The following is a 15,508-nucleotide window of genomic DNA, read 5'->3' as shown; positions in this document are numbered from 1 at the left end:
AATAAGTGGTCGACCCAGGAGGCAAGGGAGGAGTTTGGGAACAAGCGAAAACACTCATCAACAACAGGAGTGGGCTCAGCTTCGAAAAGAATGTATTCATGAGACTCATTGTATGGCAGCAGCCATTACTTCATCTAAGCGAATTACTTCGGTAACTCTGGAGGATCTTTCTGACCGCTGGGATGCGACACATCAGCAATAGAAAAATAACTGCCGCATAAATCGAGACTGTTCCCAAATCATTTTTACCTGCCTTGTGCCACCAATAGTGAACTATTGCAGTGCATGCGATCAAGTACACAAGCTTGTGCAATAAAGTCCAACGTCTACCAAGCTGACGAACTGCCCAATGATTTGATGTCACTGCCAATGGGACAAGCAATACCAAAGTCAGAAAGCCCATCGTAATGAAGGGGCGCTTTACAACATCACTCCACATGGACTGAATATTTAAATTCTGATCCAACCAGAACCAAATCGAAAAGTGCATGCAGGCATAGAAGAAACAAAAGAGTCCCAACATGCGACGCAACTTAATCCAAGCAGACAAGCCCGTAATTAAGCGTAAGGGGGTCATCGCCAACGTAATACATAAAAAGACTAACGCCCAAGTACCAGTAGAGCGGGTGATGAATTCGATTGGATTAGCACCTAAACCCTCTTGATCACCAAGCCAAACTAAGCGGGCTAGCGGGAGCAGACATAGAAAGAAAATAGCTGATTTCAAGACCTTCATAGTTAACACTGTAAACCAATCTGTAATCATCTTAAGAGCATATTCAATACCATGGAATTCATGTAATTTAGGTCCCGGAAAGTAGAGGTCTTTTAGCCCTATCGATTTAAGCTGTAATTTGATATCCTGAAGGCTCAATTAAGGATAAATATGACTGAAGAGAACCAAACCCAGAATGATGAAGATTTTGACTATGGGTGCGAGTGCGCAATGACCTTGCTCAACGAGCCAACCGAGGATCGTCTAAATGACTTAATTGATGAGCTAGATGAAGACGGGATGATCTCCACCGAAGTAGTCTATGGCTTACTAGCCACCATTCTCATGAGCATGAATGAGGAAGAGCACGAAGGTGATGAACACTAATTAGTCGTGCTTCACTTGATAAGCAAAGGCATCCATTGCCTTTGCCAACTGAACATCTAATGCAGTCAACGCGCCAGCTGAATGAGTGGTGAGTTTGACTGAAACCTTGCTCCAAGAGTTGGGCCAATCAGGATGGTGATCTATTTTCTCAGCGTACTGAGCACATAGCGTCATAAAGTCAAAAGCTTGCTGAAAGTCTGCGAAAGTAAACACGCGTGCTATCGACTTACCCTCGATCCCTAAAGACCACATGGGGATTTCTTTTTTCAAATCAACGCCATCAACCATCACAAGACCCTTTTTAAACGGTAACGCTTTGCGAAAGCCGCTTCAAATCTTCTGGATAAAGCCAGCGCCACTCTCCCTCTGCCAAGTCTGCAGGCATTTGGTATGCGCCAATTTCAGTGCGGTGTAATTTAGCAACATGATTACCAACTGCCGCCATCATGCGCTTTACCTGATGGTAGCGCCCCTCAACAATTGTCATCGCTAAAACATGATCAGAAATTTGCTTGCATGCTGTGGCATAGCAAGGTTTTGGATCATCATCGAGCACAACGCCACTCATTAAATGATCGATTTGTTTTTGCGTAATGGGCTCTGGTGTAGTGATTTCATAGACCTTACCAATATTTTTCTTCGGGGTCGTCATCTTGTGAATAAACTGGCCGTCATCCGAGATCAAGAGCAATCCAGTGGTGTCATAGTCTAGGCGCCCTACGCATTGCAGCCCTCGTTCAACAAAAGGGCTGGGTAGCAAACTATAAACACTCGGATGGTGTGTCGTTTTATGCGAACACTCGTAATTCGCTGGCTTATTAAAAGCAAGGTAAGCCTTCTCGTGATACTCCCAGTCTTTACCCTCTACGTTCAGCATCAGATTTTCTGTGGCAATTCTTTCTTCTGGGTCTTCAGCCAACAAGCCATTTACTTTAACCCGCTCGGCATATACCAAATCACTGCAATAGCGACGGGTACCAAAGCCTTGGCTAAAAAGGATTTTTTCTAGGGAAATAGGTTTTGCCATATGCTGCAGAGGATACTACAGAGCAGGCCCCCATAAAGTTGAGCCTGTTTGTACTTCAATTCATTATCATTAGACAACCCTCATTAATAGCCCCATCCCCATGCTATCCACTCCAAAATCACGCTCCCTATTACACACTCGAGAAATTACTTTTCAAGGTTACGCGCGAGAAGATGGTTTATGGGATATCGAGGGTCATCTCAGAGATTTCAAGACAAACCCTTTCCAAACGAGTGCAAAAACCTGGCAGCCGGGTGAAGCCTTTCATGACATGTGGATTCGAGTTACGCTTGATAAAGAATTTGTTATCAAGGCAATTGAAGCGGTAATGGATGGACAGCCCCATGCAGAATGCACAGCAGCTATCCCGCCAATGGACTCATTGATTGGAGAGCGACTAGGTAAGGGTTGGCGCAAGACGATTGATACCCACCTTGGCGGAATCAAAGGCTGCACGCATTTGCGAGAGCTTCTCTTCAATCTTGCTACTGCAGCTTATCAATCCATTCCAGGAGCATTCTTTGATCCGGATAGTAATAAGCCACCACTGTACTTGGGTACCTGCAAATCTTGGGACTTTGATGGTCCCGTAGTGATGCGCGTGTATCCCAAGTTTTATCAGTGGAATAAAACTAAAACTTAAAATTCTCCGCGGTGCACATTAAACGCATTAAATGCCTGTTGAACTGGCATCACCTCTAAGACATTAATATTCATATGACTTGGTAGTGTGGCTGACCAATAAATTGTCTCAGCCACATCATCAGCACTTAAAGCCTGAACTCCGGTATAAACCTTTTCCGCCTTGTCATCGTCGCCCTTAAAGCGAACATTAGAGAATTCTGTGCCAGCGCACATACCAGGCTCTATACAAGTCACTCGCACTGGCGTACCAATCAAATCAGCGCGCAAATTTAAACTAAATTGCTTAACAAATGCTTTTGTGCCGCCATACACATTGCCACCTGGGTAAGGATAATTTGCAGCAACAGAGCCCAAATTAATCACATGACCACATTTACGCTCCACCATACCCGGCAAGAAGGCGCGACTCATATGAACGAGTCCTTTGATGTTGGTATCAATCATTTGATCCCAGTCACTCAAAAATGCTTTGTGGGCTGGCTCCAACCCCAAAGCGAGTCCGGCATTATTCACCAAAACAGTTACCTTTGAAAATTCTGCTGGTAGCGCACTCGCCAGAGAATCGACCTGATCGCTATCGCATACATCGACTACCATGGTGAGAAGTTTTTTCTGCTGCTCAGCAGGCAAGGAGTTCTTTAGAGCTTCTAAACGATCCGCCCTTCTGCCGACAGCCACAACTTTATTACCATGGGCTAAAAAACGTCGGGCAGTTGCCTCTCCAAATCCAGCGGTTGCTCCAGTAACTAATACGGTATGTTCCATACTTCCTCTTCAAATCTTTAGTAAATAGTGTTTTGTAATTTAATATTAATGCCTATATGGTATTTCTGCGTGCGCTCACCTTCTCCTTGCTATGCATTCCTGCCGTTATAGTGTGCGCCACGGAGCAACCCTCTTCTACGCCCATTTTAGGGCTTGTTAATGCATCCCAAGAAAGATCTCAAGATCACATACTGGAGTTCTGGGACTACCATGCTGCCCAGGGATCTGGAAATTATGCTGATACGCTTAAATTACGCTATTACAACCCCTTAAATCTTGGTAGCTGGCATGGCACGATGAGGTTGGATACCGCTTATACCGCCGTCTATGGACCAACGCTTGCTGCACAATCCACCGGTACTTACTCACCCAACAATGCAATGCTCACCATTTGGGGTGGTCAAGCTGATTGGTTAGCAAATGTTGGAGCCAGGATATTGGCCCCGCTCGGCAACACGGGTCAATGGCTAGCAGGGCCTCAGGTAAGCACCTCCTTTAAACCCTCAGGTGGTGGTCAAAATATTCTTTCGGATATTTCGCCTCTCGCGAGATACATGATGGGCTTCAATCGCAAGGCTCCCTCCAGCGCTAGTTTGCCTCCAGTTGATAATCATCTTGAGCTTTATCCAACGGTAGGTCTAAACCTGAGTCCCAATACACAGCTTCGCTTCTGGGATGAAAATGGCGCTGTATATAACTCAGCAGGTGGTGGCTGGTTTGTGCCAATCGACGCTATGGTGACTCACCGCATTAATAAAAACCTTCTAATCGCCATTGGTGGAGCTAAGCAAGTAGTGCAAACGTACCAACTCTACAACTGGACTGTGTACGGCAAAATTTCACTTAGCTTTTAAAGCAGATGATGAAAAAAGATTGGTTAAGATCAACCAAGGTCAACTAAGGTCTTATTCTCTATTTTTGCTGCGCCGGATTTGACCAAGGCCTTAGGTAACCACTGCGTAAATTCATCTATGTTCATATTTAGCAGTTTTGCTGCGCTCATTAATGCCGGCGTTTTCACAATCCATTCATTCACTTGCACAAGATCACGACTGCGCCATTCCAAGAGACGATATTTCAGCAATACTTTAGCCCCGTGGCGTGCATTTCGATCTGGATCGGAGGCCAAGTAATCCAATCTTGATCTTGCTGCGGCAAGAGATTTAGAAACATCTACAAAAGGTGCGCCATGCCCAGGAATCACCAGATTGACTGGCAAGGCCTCTATTAGATCCAAGGTTTGTGCTACCTCCTCAAAACCCGCCTCCCCCCAGAGCTCTGGGAAAATAACCCCAAAACCCTCTTCCCATAGGGCGTCTGCTGAAATCAAGATGCGATGATCCGCCTGATACAGCATGACAGAGTGTGGATCATGCCCTGGTGCCGCCAATATCTTCCAAAAATATCTTCCTAGCAATATTTCCTCGCCTGGAACTAATACACCCTGATACGGAAACTGTGGGCACTCCTGCCCCAAGTTGTCGTAGCTTAATAGAGTGCTATCCCAGTTTTTAACTGCTATCGCTTCAGCAGCTGGAATGTATACCTCGCAATGAAAAGACTCTACTAAGGCAGCATTGCCGCCACAGTGATCTGAATGTAGATGGGTATTCACCATCTTATTTAATTTCAGTAGGCGATGCTTTTGCATAGCATTCCGAACTAAACCGATAGTCAGATCTTGGTGAGCACAATATCCAGAATCCACTAAGGAAGCATCATTTTCACCAAAGTGAAAAATATTATTGGCGGAGAGCCAGCCTCTTTCAAAGACTTCAATTCCTGGGGGCAGAAAATGCGCAGTCATAACTTAGGAGCTTTGTGTTTACTTGGTAGTTGATTGTGGAGTTAACTCTAGCTTCCGCACATCAAACTGCTGCGCTTGTATGCGCACCAAGGTGTCTTCATAGACTTTTTTGTCTAACTGTGGCGTTCTGGACAGAATCCAAAGATATTCACGGCGAGGATCACTCACGACAGCCACTTGATACTGAGGATCTAGGTCAATCACCCAATAATCGCCCCATACCAAAGGGATAAAGGCCAGCCACTCAGGTGCAAATCGCACCTCCAGCCTGGGAGAGTCTTTTACCCCAATCTGCCTTGCCGTACCCTCGGCCTCTGATAAATCGCCTTCAGCCGTTTTGCAGCTATTAAGCACTTTTAGCGTGCTATCAGCCCTAGCTGAATAGACCGCCCTAGTATTACTGACGCACTTCCTCTGAAACCAATTGGGGTATTTGGCAATCTCATACCAAGTACCTAAATAACGCTGCACATCTAGAGAGGGAATCGTCTTTACCGGTGTATCACTTCCCTGCCCGTAAGCAGAAAAGTGAAACAACAAAATGCAGGCACTAAAAAGTAATGAGTAAATTTTGCTCATTACTAATAGTACTTCTTCAGATCCATGCCCGTATACATGCTAGCTACTTGGTCGCCATAGCCATTAAACATCTGGGTTTTAACTTTTGGCGCAAACATGCCCTTAGGGTCGCCAATGCGACGCTCAACCGCTTGACTCCAACGCGGGTGATCTACCTGAGGATTGACATTGGAATAGAAGCCATACTCACGTGCATCGAACTGATTCCAGCTAGTCTTAGGCATCTCTTCTGTAAAACGGATCTTGACAATCGACTTAGCGCTCTTAAAGCCGTATTTCCAGGGCACCACTATGCGGACTGGCGCACCATTTTGTTTTGGTAAAACTTCGCCATATAGACCAAAAGTCAGCAGCGTTAATGGATTCATGGCCTCGTCCATGCGCAAGCCTTCACGATAGGGCCAATCAATAATATTGCTCTTCACGCCCGGCATTTGCTTGTGATCAGCTAAGGAAATAAATTCCACATACTTTGCAGATCCCAGTGGCTCGACTTTATTAATGAGCTTAGAAAGTGAGTAACCATCCCAAGGGATGACCATAGACCAACCCTCAACACAGCGCATCCGATAAATTCGCTCTTCCATTGGAGCCAGCTTGAGAAAGGCATCAATATCAAGTGTCATTGGCTTTTTGACCAATCCCTCGATTGAGATAGTCCATGGTCTTGTCTGCAAAGAATCTGCATATGCCGCTGGATCAGCCTTATCAGTACCAAACTCATAAAAGTTGTTGTAGCTGGTGACGTACTTCAGGGCAGTCAAATCATCCTTATTCGCATAGGCGGGATTAAGGGTAGCTGCCAACTTTTCCGGACTGGCAGCAAGCGCTTCCCTAGAGAACCAGGGCGCCAGCGCCATTCCGAAACCCCCTGCAGCAGCAGTCTTAATAATATTACGGCGGTTTTCAAATACGGTTTTTGGAGTGATATCACCCGCAAGAATGGTCTTATCAGTAAAACGCATGTTGCACTCCCATGAATGTAATAAACCTATTTTGCTACCGATGGGAATTTCTTGCTTAAGATAGGCTCGCGCGCATTTTGTTCATCAAAGCCAGGCTATGCTTATCCATACCCCCAACCATATCAGTGAGAGCCGGATAGTCTCGAGTGAGGGTCTCTCCGCCGTAAAAGCGCAGCAACCAATCTGGAAAGTTACGTTCAGTAATTTCACGAATTTCTAACAGCTCAACACGATGATGGCGCTTATCTTCCTGAATGCGTTTCCAGACCTTCATGACATTAGCGTGCTCACCTTCTATGATTTGACCAAACTGCTGGTTGTCATACAAAAGAATGCCGGTAACACCATTTTTTTGATTAAACGCGCGTGCCGATTCTAGCAAGCGCATTAAGCCAAGAAAAGACATATCCGAGACCGCTTCACTCAGATAACTCAATTCAACCAGGTCTTTTGGTTTTGGCATGTCTCAAAATAAGATTTATAAATAAAAAAGGCAAACCCGAAGGTTTGCCTTTAAATACTAAAGCTATTTTAAAATTTAAATACTTATCGCTTATACCTATTATGCGTTTGCTGCCTTTAAGGCTGCATTCAAAGTAGCACTAGGACGCATTACCGCTTCAAACTTCTCAGAATCGGGCATAAAGTAACCGCCAATATCTGCTGGCTTACCTTGAACCGCTTTGAGTTCATCCGCAATCTTTTGCTCATTCTCAATCAAAGATTTTGCCAAAGGAGCGAAGTGCGCTTGCAATTCTTTATCTTCTGTTTGAGCAGCCAATGCTTCAGCCCAGTACATAGCAAGGTAGAACTGGCTACCGCGGTTATCTAACTCACCAGTTCGTGGTGAAGGTGACTTATTGTTATCCAATAACTTACCAGTCGCTTCATCCAAAGTGCGGGCTAAGATTTTTACCTTGTTGTTACCTGTCTTATCACCAATATCCTCAAGAGATACAGCTAAAGCCATGAACTCGCCAAGTGAATCCCAACGCAAATGATTTTCTTCTACCAGCTGTTGAACGTGCTTAGGAGCTGATCCACCAGCGCCAGTTTCAAACAAGCCGCCGCCAGCCATTAAAGGCACGATGGACAACATCTTTGCACTAGTACCTAATTCCATAATTGGGAATAAGTCGGTGAGATAGTCACGCAAAATATTACCAGTCACAGAAATCGTGTCCTTGCCACGAATCACTCGCTCTAAGGTATAACGCATTGCACGAGTCTGGGACATGATTTGAATATCTACACCAGTCAGATCGTAATCCTTAAGGTAGGTATTGACCTTCTTGATCAATTCAGCTTCATGTGGGCGGTATTCATCGAGCCAGAATACTGCTGGAGTATTAGAAAGACGCGCGCGATTTACGGCCAACTTGACCCAATCACGAATTGGCGCATCTTTAACCTGACACATACGCCAGATATCGCCCTCTTCCACATGTTGTTCAAGCAATACGGTGCCATCATCGGCAACGATGCGTGCCACACCAGCTTCAGGAATTTCAAAAGTCTTGTCGTGTGAACCGTACTCTTCAGCCTGTTGAGCCATCAAGCCGACGTTAGGCACTGTACCCATAGTCGTTGGATCAAAGTTACCGTGCGTCTTACAGAAATTAATCATTTCTTGATAGATACGGGCAAAGGTACTTTCTGGAATGACTGCCTTCGTATCATGCAAACGACCATCAGCACCCCACATTTTTCCACCAGCACGAATCATTGCAGGCATAGAAGCATCTACGATCACATCACTTGGGGAATGAAGATTAGTAATACCTTTAGCAGAGTCCACCATCGCCAATGCTGGACGATGCTCGTGGCAGGCATGCAAATCTTGAATGATTTCTTCGCGCTTAGATTCTGGCAAAGTCTTGATCTTTTCATACAGGCTGCTCATGCCGTTATTAGCATTTACGCCCAATTCTTCAAACAGCTTGGCATGCTTTTCAAAAGCATCTTTGTAGAAAATCTTTACCGCGTGACCAAACACGATTGGGTGAGAAACCTTCATCATGGTTGCCTTGACGTGCAAGGACAGCATCATGCCGGTCTTATAAGCGTCTTCGATTTCTTTCTCGTAGAACTCACATAACGCTTTTTTGCTCATGTACATGCTGTCGATTATTTCGCCAGCTAATAAAGAGACCTTTGGTTTAAGGACAATAGTCTTGCCGCTCTTTGTCACCAAGTCCATCTTCACATCACAAGCCTTAGTCAAGGTCATAGACTTCTCACCAGCATAAAAATCGCCGCCATGCATATGAGAAACGTGAGTACGTGACGCCTGACTCCACTCCCCCATCGAGTGTGGATTTTTACGAGCGTAACGTTTCACAGCAGGAGGTGCACGGCGGTCAGAGTTACCTTCGCGCAATACAGGATTTACTGAGCTACCCAAACATTTGGAATAGCGAGTGCGAATGGATTTTTCTTCATCCGTTTTTGGATCTTCAGGGAAATCAGGAATCTTGTAGCCTTTAGATTGCAACTCTTTAATGGCTGCAAGTAACTGAGGTACGGAAGCACTAATATTTGGCAGCTTAATAATGTTGGTATCAGGCAATAAAGTCATTTTACCTAGCTCAGCCAAGTTATTAGGAACTTGCTGTTCAGGGGTCAAGCATTCAGGAAACTCAGCCAAGATACGGGCGGCAACTGAAATATCACTCGTCACAATCTCCACACCAGCGGGAGCTGCAAAAGTACGAATAATTGGCAGAAATGCGCGAGTAGCCAAAAGTGGCGCCTCATCTGTCAGCGTATAAATAATCTTTGATTGCTCTGAAGCCATGAATGTTTCCTCAATATTGAAAAAATTACAGAGTCAGGTTTTTACCCTGTCGCTCTCAAATCCACATTTTGCAAGTCGCTTGTAGCGCATCTTTTGCCAATGAGGCGAGTTTTCCATTTTAAATCATCGGGTCTGTCAAAAATGCCGGTTTTGCACCTTAAAGCGTCTGATAAGGGGCAATTTAAGGGAATCCACCAAGACAACCGAAGCTTCAAATTCACCGTACACTGCATGCCATGACCAGCAAACATCCTTTACTCAACAAAAATCTGGTGCTGCTGATCATTTGTCAGGGGCTATTCCTCACCAATAATGTCACTTTTATAGCTATCAATGGGCTTGTGGGGTTAAGCCTTGCGCCAGCCAGCTGGATGGCCACCCTACCCGTTATGGGCTATGTTGTCGGGGGCGCCTTTTCTACCTCCATTGTGGCTAAATCTCAAAACTACTTTGGGCGCAGAGTTTCGTTCCAATTAGGCTTGCTAGTAGCAATGCTCTCAGCACTGCTATGCGCCTACGCCGCCATCACGAGAAACTTTTGGCTGTTGGTCTTGGGGACCTTTATTGCAGGCTATTACAGCGCTAATGGGCAGCTCTATCGCTTTGCTGCAGCAGAACTGACAGACCACAGTCAACGCGATAAGGCGATTTCTTGGGTATTAGCTGGTGGCATCCTTGGCGCAGTTATTGGACCCAATCTAGCCTCCTGGACGCGAGATCTTTTTGATACCGCCTTTCTGGGAGCCTATCTCACTCTATCCATTGCGGGGTTCATTGGCATCTTCGTGATGCAGTTCATTCGTTTTCCACAAGAGCTAAAGACCCAGCATGCCCTCACTGATGGACGCCCACTGAAAGTCATTCTCCAGCAGCCCGTCTTTATGGTTGCCATCATTGGTGCAGCATTGGGGTATGGGGTCATGAATCTACTCATGGCCGCCACACCTTTAGCAATGCAAATCTGTGGATTACCATTCTCGGACACCGCTTTAGTTCTGGAGTGGCATGTGATTGGCATGTTTGCCCCTGGATTTTTTACAGGATCACTTATCCAACGATTTGGGGTGTTAAAGATCATGGGGACTGGGGTGCTTCTGAACTTCATCTGCATTGCAATCGCCCTTACCGGAACCGATCTCCATCAATTCTTTATCGCTTTATTTTTACTCGGTGTTGGCTGGAACTTTTTATTTACTGGCGCCACCTCTTTAGCAATGACTGCCTATCGACCCAATGAGCGCGACAAAGCACAGGCTGCCATTAATTTCTTCGTCTTTGGAACTATGGCCTTCACTTCTTTTGGATCAGGCGCCCTTGTCACTTCACATGGTTGGAGCATCCTCAATTGGGGATCACTCATCCCTGTTGTAGTGAGCGGTCTGGCGATTTTCTGGCTTGCTGAGCAACGGAGAAAATCGCGAGTCACGGCCTAAGAGGCTTTAGCTAGCGGCAAGTTAAACAATAGATTTTGAGGCTTTAACTTCAGCTGCTGCTGGTTGTTCATGGCAATAGCCATATATACCGGCTTACCAGCCTGTGCCTTAGCTACGGCAGCTTCATCGATAAAGTCTAAACGAAATAAACAAATCACCTTTTGTAACTCATCTGCTTCTACCAACTCTTTTTTGTAAAGCTTATTAAGTATTTCAGTAGCGGCTGCATCTAGACCAACATGCCATGACCACTTAGGATCCGTGATTTGCTGCATGGGAGTAATGCGTACGCTAACCCCCAGAAAATGCTTTATCCATTTTTCTAAGACGCGACAAAAATAGTTAATAGGCTCATGCCCAAAATTGAGCTGAACCGCTAAATCAAAATCTTCGTTTCTAGTCCAATAGGTATCAGCATTGTCTTCATGTAGCACATCCAGATCGGCTGAACGCATCGTCATTGACTTGCCTTTAAGCAAATCCATGATGTTGCCCGTATCACTAGCCTGAGCATTGCGCGCAACTACCTCATCGTCTGCGCCCATCACAATGCCATCCTCGATAACAGTAATCTTCTGAGTTCTGAAAAAGAGCTCGCCCATACGGGCTTCCAGTGGATGTGCATCGTTACCCAGGATATGTCTAATAAAAATTTGGGCGAGTTGAGCAATAAATAAAGGCGGTACGTCTACTCCCTCACCCTTAAACAAACTCATATAAAAGTTCTCTAGGGAGCTTGCCCCTAATAAACGCTTCCGATAACGCAGCCAAACACGATAGTTCTCCTGAATATCCTCATCAGCCATCGCCGAAATTTCATCATCAGTAACATCTGTACGAGGGTTGTCAGTTAAACGTTGATGGAGCGAACGTTCGATAGCGCAAGATTCGGGAACTAGCTTGAGCTCCGGCCTCTCCATATAAGTACGCAAAAAGTCATCTGTCACCAACAACTGATCATCAGAACTGATGGTCAGGGTGCTATATGCAGAATTTGGCCAATAATTTGTCATACGTTTTCGCTATTGCATGATTACCGAAGGAATTTACAGAGCTCAGAATATACTAGCCAATCAATTTGTGTGAAATAGGAAAACATCATGAGTGAACTGAAAAAAATCGATACTGTTGTGGGCGAAGGCAAAGAGGCTGCAGCAGGTAATCATGTGGATGTACATTACACCGGCTGGCTTTATGACGAGAAGGCTACTGACCATAAAGGTCAAAAGTTTGATAGCTCCTTAGATCGTGGCCAACTCTTTAGCTTCCCTTTGGGTGCTGGTCATGTGATCAAAGGCTGGGATCAAGGCGTAGCTGGCATGAAAATTGGTGGCAAACGTACCCTCATCATTCCTTCCGAGATGGGCTATGGCCCTCGCGGCGCGGGTGGCGTTATTCCTCCAAATGCCACCCTGGTATTTGATGTGGAGCTCCACGGCGTTAACTAAGGCTCGCGTATTCGGCAGCTAAACAAAAGCCACCCTCGGGTGGCTTTTTAAATACTTTGATCTACTTAAGATCTAAAAACTTAAGAGCGCAGATCCTTGCCGTTCAGCGTCAAGCGATTAGACGAACGGTTTTGACATAAACCAATCAGGCGATTTCTTTCGGCCATCACTTTGTCTGCGTAGCCGCCATCATCCTCGGCATTCGCAGCACCAACGTAGTACTTCAGACCATTGCGCAATGAACCAGCTGTAGCGATCAGGTATTTCAAAATATAGGCACCAACACGAATATTGACTTCAGGCTTAGCAGCTTCAGAAGTCCCGCCAAAGATTGCATACTTGTCTTTATGCACTGAAGTCATCACTTGCATGAGGCCTTCAGCACCGGCGTGACTCTTAGTATTTGGGTTGAAGTTGGATTCCACCGAGATTACTGCCAACAAAAGCACTGGGTCGATATTGACCTCTTTTGCAATCAAAATCGTGTTTGAAACATACTCTTCAATCTTCAAACGATCGAGACTGTATTTCTTCTCAAAGAAGTCAGCTACAGCACGTTGATTCTGAATCGAACCCATTAAGTTGCTATCCAAAGCCTGGGGGTCCATCTTTGAAGTTGGGATGCGATCAGACAGATGGGAAATCGATTTCACCTGCATTTGCGCCACAGAGGGCATTAGCAAAGCTACGGTCTGCTGCTTGGCACCAGTCAAACCAGTTGAAGCAGGAATCTTAGACTTGCCATAGATCACAGCGGCGATCTCAGTATCAGTGGTCTGGGCGGCTGATACTTCATTGGACTCTTTATATTGATTGAGCATGCCAAAGCCGTTATTCCAAACCATGTGGCGCGCTTCTTCAGGAACAAGGATACGTGCAAGGTCAAAAGCGCCGGCATTAGTACCATTGCCTGAAAGCCAAAACCCAACCACCATGAACACAGTTAAAACGAGTAGGCCATTAATGACCCGATAGATCGGAGCCATGGCATGCGCTAGCAGCTCATTAGCAGTCAAAGTGTTTGACTGAGGATTCTGCATATCGCTCAAATTGTTAGCTAAACATTTACTCATTCATTGTTTGCAAGACCTCAAAAAACTAGACTACCGTTTTATGCTGCATTGCAATATCTAAAAAACATGGGTCATCCTAAGAAGTTTCTTATATCAAGTCAAGAATAAAGAAGTAGAAATCAATAACTTATTGATCTAGGAATCCGGGAGATCCCGCATATAGGTAGCTACAAACATATATAAATCAATAAAATCAATAGCTTATGTAGGTTAGGGAGTACTAATTTCACTCTATAAAAAAATCGCTTAAATGGGACTTTTTTGTGTTTTTGGCCAAAAATTCAACCCAAAAAATCATATATCTAGTGCTTTCATGCCTGTAATTTTCTAGGGGTAGTAGCAAGGCAGATGTTATTGCAAGGCAGTATTTTCAAGCCTTCTTCAAGAAAACATGCACTTTGATATACAGAAAAATATCAACAGAGTTCTGTTGCTTATTAGCTCTGGAGCTAGCCCAAGATTAAAAGATGCGTGCGCCTGAAGTGGAGGTCATACACTAAGAGCCCATGAAATTCCTTCGTCACCTTCTTGCCCTTGTAGCAATTGCCGCCTCATTAAACGCCCTTGCGGCTTTTGAAGACTGTAAAGATCTATTCCCAGCTCAGCAAATACCCATGAGTCCACAAGTGGGGCGCGACCTTTGCTTTGATAGCTTTGCCATCTACTACTCTCCTCAGGATAAAAAGCCAATCTATGCCGTTGAAAAGCTTAATCGGGAGCAGCTATCTGCCCCGCACCCGCGAAGAAGCAACCAGTTTTACGAAGAAGCCAGACTACCCTTCTCCGAACGGGCCCTGCTCTCGGATTACCGCGGAAGCGGCTTTGATAGGGGACATAATGCCCCAGCAGGTGACATGAGTAATGAACGCTCTATGGCTCAATCTTTCTCATTGGCCAATATGATGCCCCAAGCCAGGCAAAACAATCAGGGAATCTGGGCTAAGAATGTCGAGGAGCCGACTAGAGCTTATGTCAAAAGATCTTCAGGCGACATCTACGTTTACACAGGCTCCATTGGCAATAGCGGCAGTATTGGCAGAAGCCGAGTGACGATTCCTAGCCATTTATATAAGTTGGTGTATGACTCCAATAAAAATATTGCTTGGGCATATTGGATCAAAAACACCAATGAAGCATCTATGACTGCACCCATCTCTTATCCACAGTTGATACAAAAGACAGGAATTGACTTTCACTTACCCGTAGGTGAAGACGACAGTACGAACAATACGTCGGCGCAGACCCATGACATCAAGGGGCAAGGGGCTCTCGTTGGCGGATGGTATCCCATATTTTTTGACGATTACTCCTCAAGCAAGCTCAATGATGTCATCAACAATATCAAGTCGGGCAAGATAGCCAATATTCAGATTCAATATGACCGCAATGAAACTCTTGCAAAACAGATTTCTTCGCAAATTGAATCGCAGGCCAAGTTCAAGGCCAGCTTAATTCAAAGCAGTCCACCAGAATCAGCAACTGTGACTTACGAACGTAATCGCGTCACACTGATTATTCGCTCAAAGTAATTTAGATTTAGCGTGCAGGCCATGCGCCCGCTGGATTGGCGCCAAGAGTCCACGCAGACCATTGTGGTCTAGGGTATGCATTAATTCCAATAATTCACCAAGCTCGCCCTTAGGAAAACCTTCGCGGGCAAACCACGCCAAATAATTCCCCGGCAGATCAGCCAATGTACGCCCTGCGTGCTTACCAAAAGGCATCTTCATTAAAACCAGTTTTTCCAAGGACTCAGCGTTCATTTGTAGAAATCTTACAAGCAAAAAAGAATAGGCCCATAGATTTCGCCATTTTTTAGGTCATGGTTATTTTAATTAGTTGAGAATCATTCTCATCTAATGCTATA

At 45.2% G+C, this 15,508-nt stretch carries 18 protein-coding genes; 6 read left to right on the top strand and 12 right to left on the bottom strand.

What is annotated here, in order from left to right; all coding sequences use genetic code 11:
* Positions 1-130 precede the first annotated feature (130 nt).
* Positions 131-766 carry a sulfite oxidase heme-binding subunit YedZ gene (locus ICE90_RS03375; protein ID WP_255533280.1) on the bottom strand — a complete coding sequence of 212 codons (636 nt, stop codon included), beginning with the start codon at positions 764-766 and terminating at the stop codon, positions 131-133.
* A gap of 120 nt (positions 767-886) precedes the next feature.
* Here ICE90_RS03375 and ICE90_RS03370 point away from each other — a divergent pair, with 120 nt between their 5' ends.
* A complete protein-coding gene (locus ICE90_RS03370) occupies positions 887-1,102 on the top strand; it encodes a hypothetical protein (RefSeq protein ID WP_068322043.1) in 216 nt (71 codons plus the stop codon).
* On the opposite strand, the gene ICE90_RS03365 is transcribed toward ICE90_RS03370, so the two are convergent.
* Complete coding sequence (locus tag ICE90_RS03365) at positions 1,103-1,390, bottom strand: 4a-hydroxytetrahydrobiopterin dehydratase (RefSeq protein ID WP_216863820.1); 288 nt, start codon at positions 1,388-1,390, stop codon at positions 1,103-1,105. It abuts the gene before it with no gap.
* Positions 1,391-1,403: 13 nt separating this feature from the next.
* A complete protein-coding gene (locus ICE90_RS03360) occupies positions 1,404-2,129 on the bottom strand; it encodes a pseudouridine synthase (protein WP_216190912.1) in 726 nt (241 codons plus the stop codon).
* Between the two features lie 100 nt (positions 2,130-2,229).
* Here ICE90_RS03360 and ICE90_RS03355 point away from each other — a divergent pair, with 100 nt between their 5' ends.
* A complete protein-coding gene (locus ICE90_RS03355) occupies positions 2,230-2,772 on the top strand; it encodes a DUF2889 domain-containing protein (RefSeq protein ID WP_216190911.1) in 543 nt (180 codons plus the stop codon).
* On the opposite strand, the gene ICE90_RS03350 is transcribed toward ICE90_RS03355, so the two are convergent.
* Complete coding sequence (locus ICE90_RS03350; RefSeq protein WP_215321568.1) at positions 2,769-3,539, bottom strand: SDR family oxidoreductase; 771 nt, start codon at positions 3,537-3,539, stop codon at positions 2,769-2,771. The two genes, ICE90_RS03355 and ICE90_RS03350, sit on opposite strands and share 4 nt — an antisense overlap.
* A gap of 56 nt (positions 3,540-3,595) precedes the next feature.
* On the opposite strand from ICE90_RS03350, the gene ICE90_RS03345 reads away from it, so the two are divergent.
* Positions 3,596-4,393 (top strand): hypothetical protein, encoded by a 798-nt coding sequence (locus tag ICE90_RS03345; protein WP_255533279.1) that lies wholly within the window; start codon positions 3,596-3,598, stop codon positions 4,391-4,393.
* Between the two features lie 29 nt (positions 4,394-4,422).
* Here the strand turns inward: ICE90_RS03345 and ICE90_RS03340 are convergent, their stop codons facing one another.
* The 5 genes from ICE90_RS03340 to ICE90_RS03320 all read right to left on the bottom strand — a co-directional run bounded on the left by ICE90_RS03340 (position 4,423) and on the right by ICE90_RS03320 (position 9,687).
* Entirely contained in the window at positions 4,423-5,346 is a 924-nt protein-coding gene (locus tag ICE90_RS03340) for an MBL fold metallo-hydrolase (RefSeq protein WP_216190910.1), read from the bottom strand.
* 18 nt (positions 5,347-5,364) lie between these two features.
* Positions 5,365-5,925, bottom strand: a complete 561-nt coding sequence (locus tag ICE90_RS03335) for a lipocalin family protein (protein WP_216157570.1) — start codon at positions 5,923-5,925, stop codon at positions 5,365-5,367.
* 2 nt (positions 5,926-5,927) lie between these two features.
* Entirely contained in the window at positions 5,928-6,890 is a 963-nt protein-coding gene (msrP, locus tag ICE90_RS03330; protein ID WP_216190908.1) for a protein-methionine-sulfoxide reductase catalytic subunit MsrP, read from the bottom strand.
* A gap of 55 nt (positions 6,891-6,945) precedes the next feature.
* Entirely contained in the window at positions 6,946-7,353 is a 408-nt protein-coding gene (locus tag ICE90_RS03325) for a BLUF domain-containing protein (RefSeq protein WP_216190906.1), read from the bottom strand.
* Positions 7,354-7,452: 99 nt separating this feature from the next.
* Positions 7,453-9,687, bottom strand: a complete 2,235-nt coding sequence (locus tag ICE90_RS03320) for an NADP-dependent isocitrate dehydrogenase (protein ID WP_216157579.1) — start codon at positions 9,685-9,687, stop codon at positions 7,453-7,455.
* Positions 9,688-9,923: 236 nt separating this feature from the next.
* On the opposite strand from ICE90_RS03320, the gene ICE90_RS03315 reads away from it, so the two are divergent.
* The gene (locus ICE90_RS03315) at positions 9,924-11,120 is read left to right on the top strand and encodes an MFS transporter (RefSeq protein ID WP_216157582.1); all 1,197 of its coding nucleotides are present in this window, start codon (positions 9,924-9,926) and stop codon (positions 11,118-11,120) included.
* On the opposite strand, the gene ICE90_RS03310 is transcribed toward ICE90_RS03315, so the two are convergent.
* The gene (locus ICE90_RS03310) at positions 11,117-12,133 is read right to left on the bottom strand and encodes a DUF6352 family protein (RefSeq protein ID WP_216190904.1); all 1,017 of its coding nucleotides are present in this window, start codon (positions 12,131-12,133) and stop codon (positions 11,117-11,119) included. The genes ICE90_RS03315 and ICE90_RS03310 overlap by 4 nt on opposite strands.
* An 87-nt stretch (positions 12,134-12,220) precedes the next feature.
* Between ICE90_RS03310 and ICE90_RS03305 the strand changes: the two genes are divergently transcribed.
* Positions 12,221-12,568 (top strand): FKBP-type peptidyl-prolyl cis-trans isomerase, encoded by a 348-nt coding sequence (locus ICE90_RS03305; RefSeq protein WP_215321560.1) that lies wholly within the window; start codon positions 12,221-12,223, stop codon positions 12,566-12,568.
* Positions 12,569-12,648: 80 nt separating this feature from the next.
* On the opposite strand, the gene ICE90_RS03300 is transcribed toward ICE90_RS03305, so the two are convergent.
* Positions 12,649-13,641 carry a transglycosylase SLT domain-containing protein gene (locus tag ICE90_RS03300; protein ID WP_216157586.1) on the bottom strand — a complete coding sequence of 331 codons (993 nt, stop codon included), beginning with the start codon at positions 13,639-13,641 and terminating at the stop codon, positions 12,649-12,651.
* Between the two features lie 506 nt (positions 13,642-14,147).
* Between ICE90_RS03300 and ICE90_RS03295 the strand changes: the two genes are divergently transcribed.
* On the top strand, positions 14,148-15,170 hold the full coding sequence (locus tag ICE90_RS03295) for a DNA/RNA non-specific endonuclease (RefSeq protein ID WP_216190902.1): 1,023 nt from the start codon (positions 14,148-14,150) through the stop codon (positions 15,168-15,170).
* On the opposite strand, the gene ICE90_RS03290 is transcribed toward ICE90_RS03295, so the two are convergent.
* On the bottom strand, positions 15,162-15,404 hold the full coding sequence (locus tag ICE90_RS03290; protein WP_215321557.1) for a DUF3820 family protein: 243 nt from the start codon (positions 15,402-15,404) through the stop codon (positions 15,162-15,164). The two genes, ICE90_RS03295 and ICE90_RS03290, sit on opposite strands and share 9 nt — an antisense overlap.
* Positions 15,405-15,508: the final 104 nt, after the last annotated feature.

This window comes from Polynucleobacter sp. AP-RePozz3-80-G7 (genome assembly GCF_018882145.1).
In the GTDB taxonomy this organism is placed as follows: Bacteria; Pseudomonadota; Gammaproteobacteria; order Burkholderiales; family Burkholderiaceae; genus Polynucleobacter.
This window is presented reverse-complemented; position numbering and strand designations above follow the sequence as displayed.

Excerpts from the sequence above, each read along its gene's own strand:
- ICE90_RS03320 (WP_216157579.1), bottom strand. The coding sequence starts at position 9,687 with ATGGCTTCAGAGCAATCAAAGATTATTTATACGCTGACAGATGAGGCG.
- ICE90_RS03350 (WP_215321568.1), bottom strand. The coding sequence starts at position 3,539 with ATGGAACATACCGTATTAGTTACTGGAGCAACCGCTGGATTTGGAGAG.
- ICE90_RS03340 (WP_216190910.1), bottom strand. The coding sequence starts at position 5,346 with ATGACTGCGCATTTTCTGCCCCCAGGAATTGAAGTCTTTGAAAGAGGC.
- ICE90_RS03345 (WP_255533279.1), top strand. The coding sequence starts at position 3,596 with ATGGTATTTCTGCGTGCGCTCACCTTCTCCTTGCTATGCATTCCTGCC.
- ICE90_RS03295 (WP_216190902.1), top strand. The coding sequence starts at position 14,148 with ATGAAATTCCTTCGTCACCTTCTTGCCCTTGTAGCAATTGCCGCCTCA.
- ICE90_RS03305 (WP_215321560.1), top strand. The coding sequence starts at position 12,221 with ATGAGTGAACTGAAAAAAATCGATACTGTTGTGGGCGAAGGCAAAGAG.
- ICE90_RS03375 (WP_255533280.1), bottom strand. The coding sequence starts at position 766 with ATGATTACAGATTGGTTTACAGTGTTAACTATGAAGGTCTTGAAATCA.
- ICE90_RS03365 (WP_216863820.1), bottom strand. The coding sequence starts at position 1,390 with ATGGTTGATGGCGTTGATTTGAAAAAAGAAATCCCCATGTGGTCTTTA.
- ICE90_RS03290 (WP_215321557.1), bottom strand. The coding sequence starts at position 15,404 with ATGAACGCTGAGTCCTTGGAAAAACTGGTTTTAATGAAGATGCCTTTT.
- ICE90_RS03300 (WP_216157586.1), bottom strand. The coding sequence starts at position 13,641 with ATGAGTAAATGTTTAGCTAACAATTTGAGCGATATGCAGAATCCTCAG.
- msrP (WP_216190908.1), bottom strand. The coding sequence starts at position 6,890 with ATGCGTTTTACTGATAAGACCATTCTTGCGGGTGATATCACTCCAAAA.
- ICE90_RS03355 (WP_216190911.1), top strand. The coding sequence starts at position 2,230 with ATGCTATCCACTCCAAAATCACGCTCCCTATTACACACTCGAGAAATT.
- ICE90_RS03360 (WP_216190912.1), bottom strand. The coding sequence starts at position 2,129 with ATGGCAAAACCTATTTCCCTAGAAAAAATCCTTTTTAGCCAAGGCTTT.
- ICE90_RS03335 (WP_216157570.1), bottom strand. The coding sequence starts at position 5,925 with ATGAGCAAAATTTACTCATTACTTTTTAGTGCCTGCATTTTGTTGTTT.
- ICE90_RS03310 (WP_216190904.1), bottom strand. The coding sequence starts at position 12,133 with ATGACAAATTATTGGCCAAATTCTGCATATAGCACCCTGACCATCAGT.
- ICE90_RS03315 (WP_216157582.1), top strand. The coding sequence starts at position 9,924 with ATGACCAGCAAACATCCTTTACTCAACAAAAATCTGGTGCTGCTGATC.
- ICE90_RS03370 (WP_068322043.1), top strand. The coding sequence starts at position 887 with ATGACTGAAGAGAACCAAACCCAGAATGATGAAGATTTTGACTATGGG.
- ICE90_RS03325 (WP_216190906.1), bottom strand. The coding sequence starts at position 7,353 with ATGCCAAAACCAAAAGACCTGGTTGAATTGAGTTATCTGAGTGAAGCG.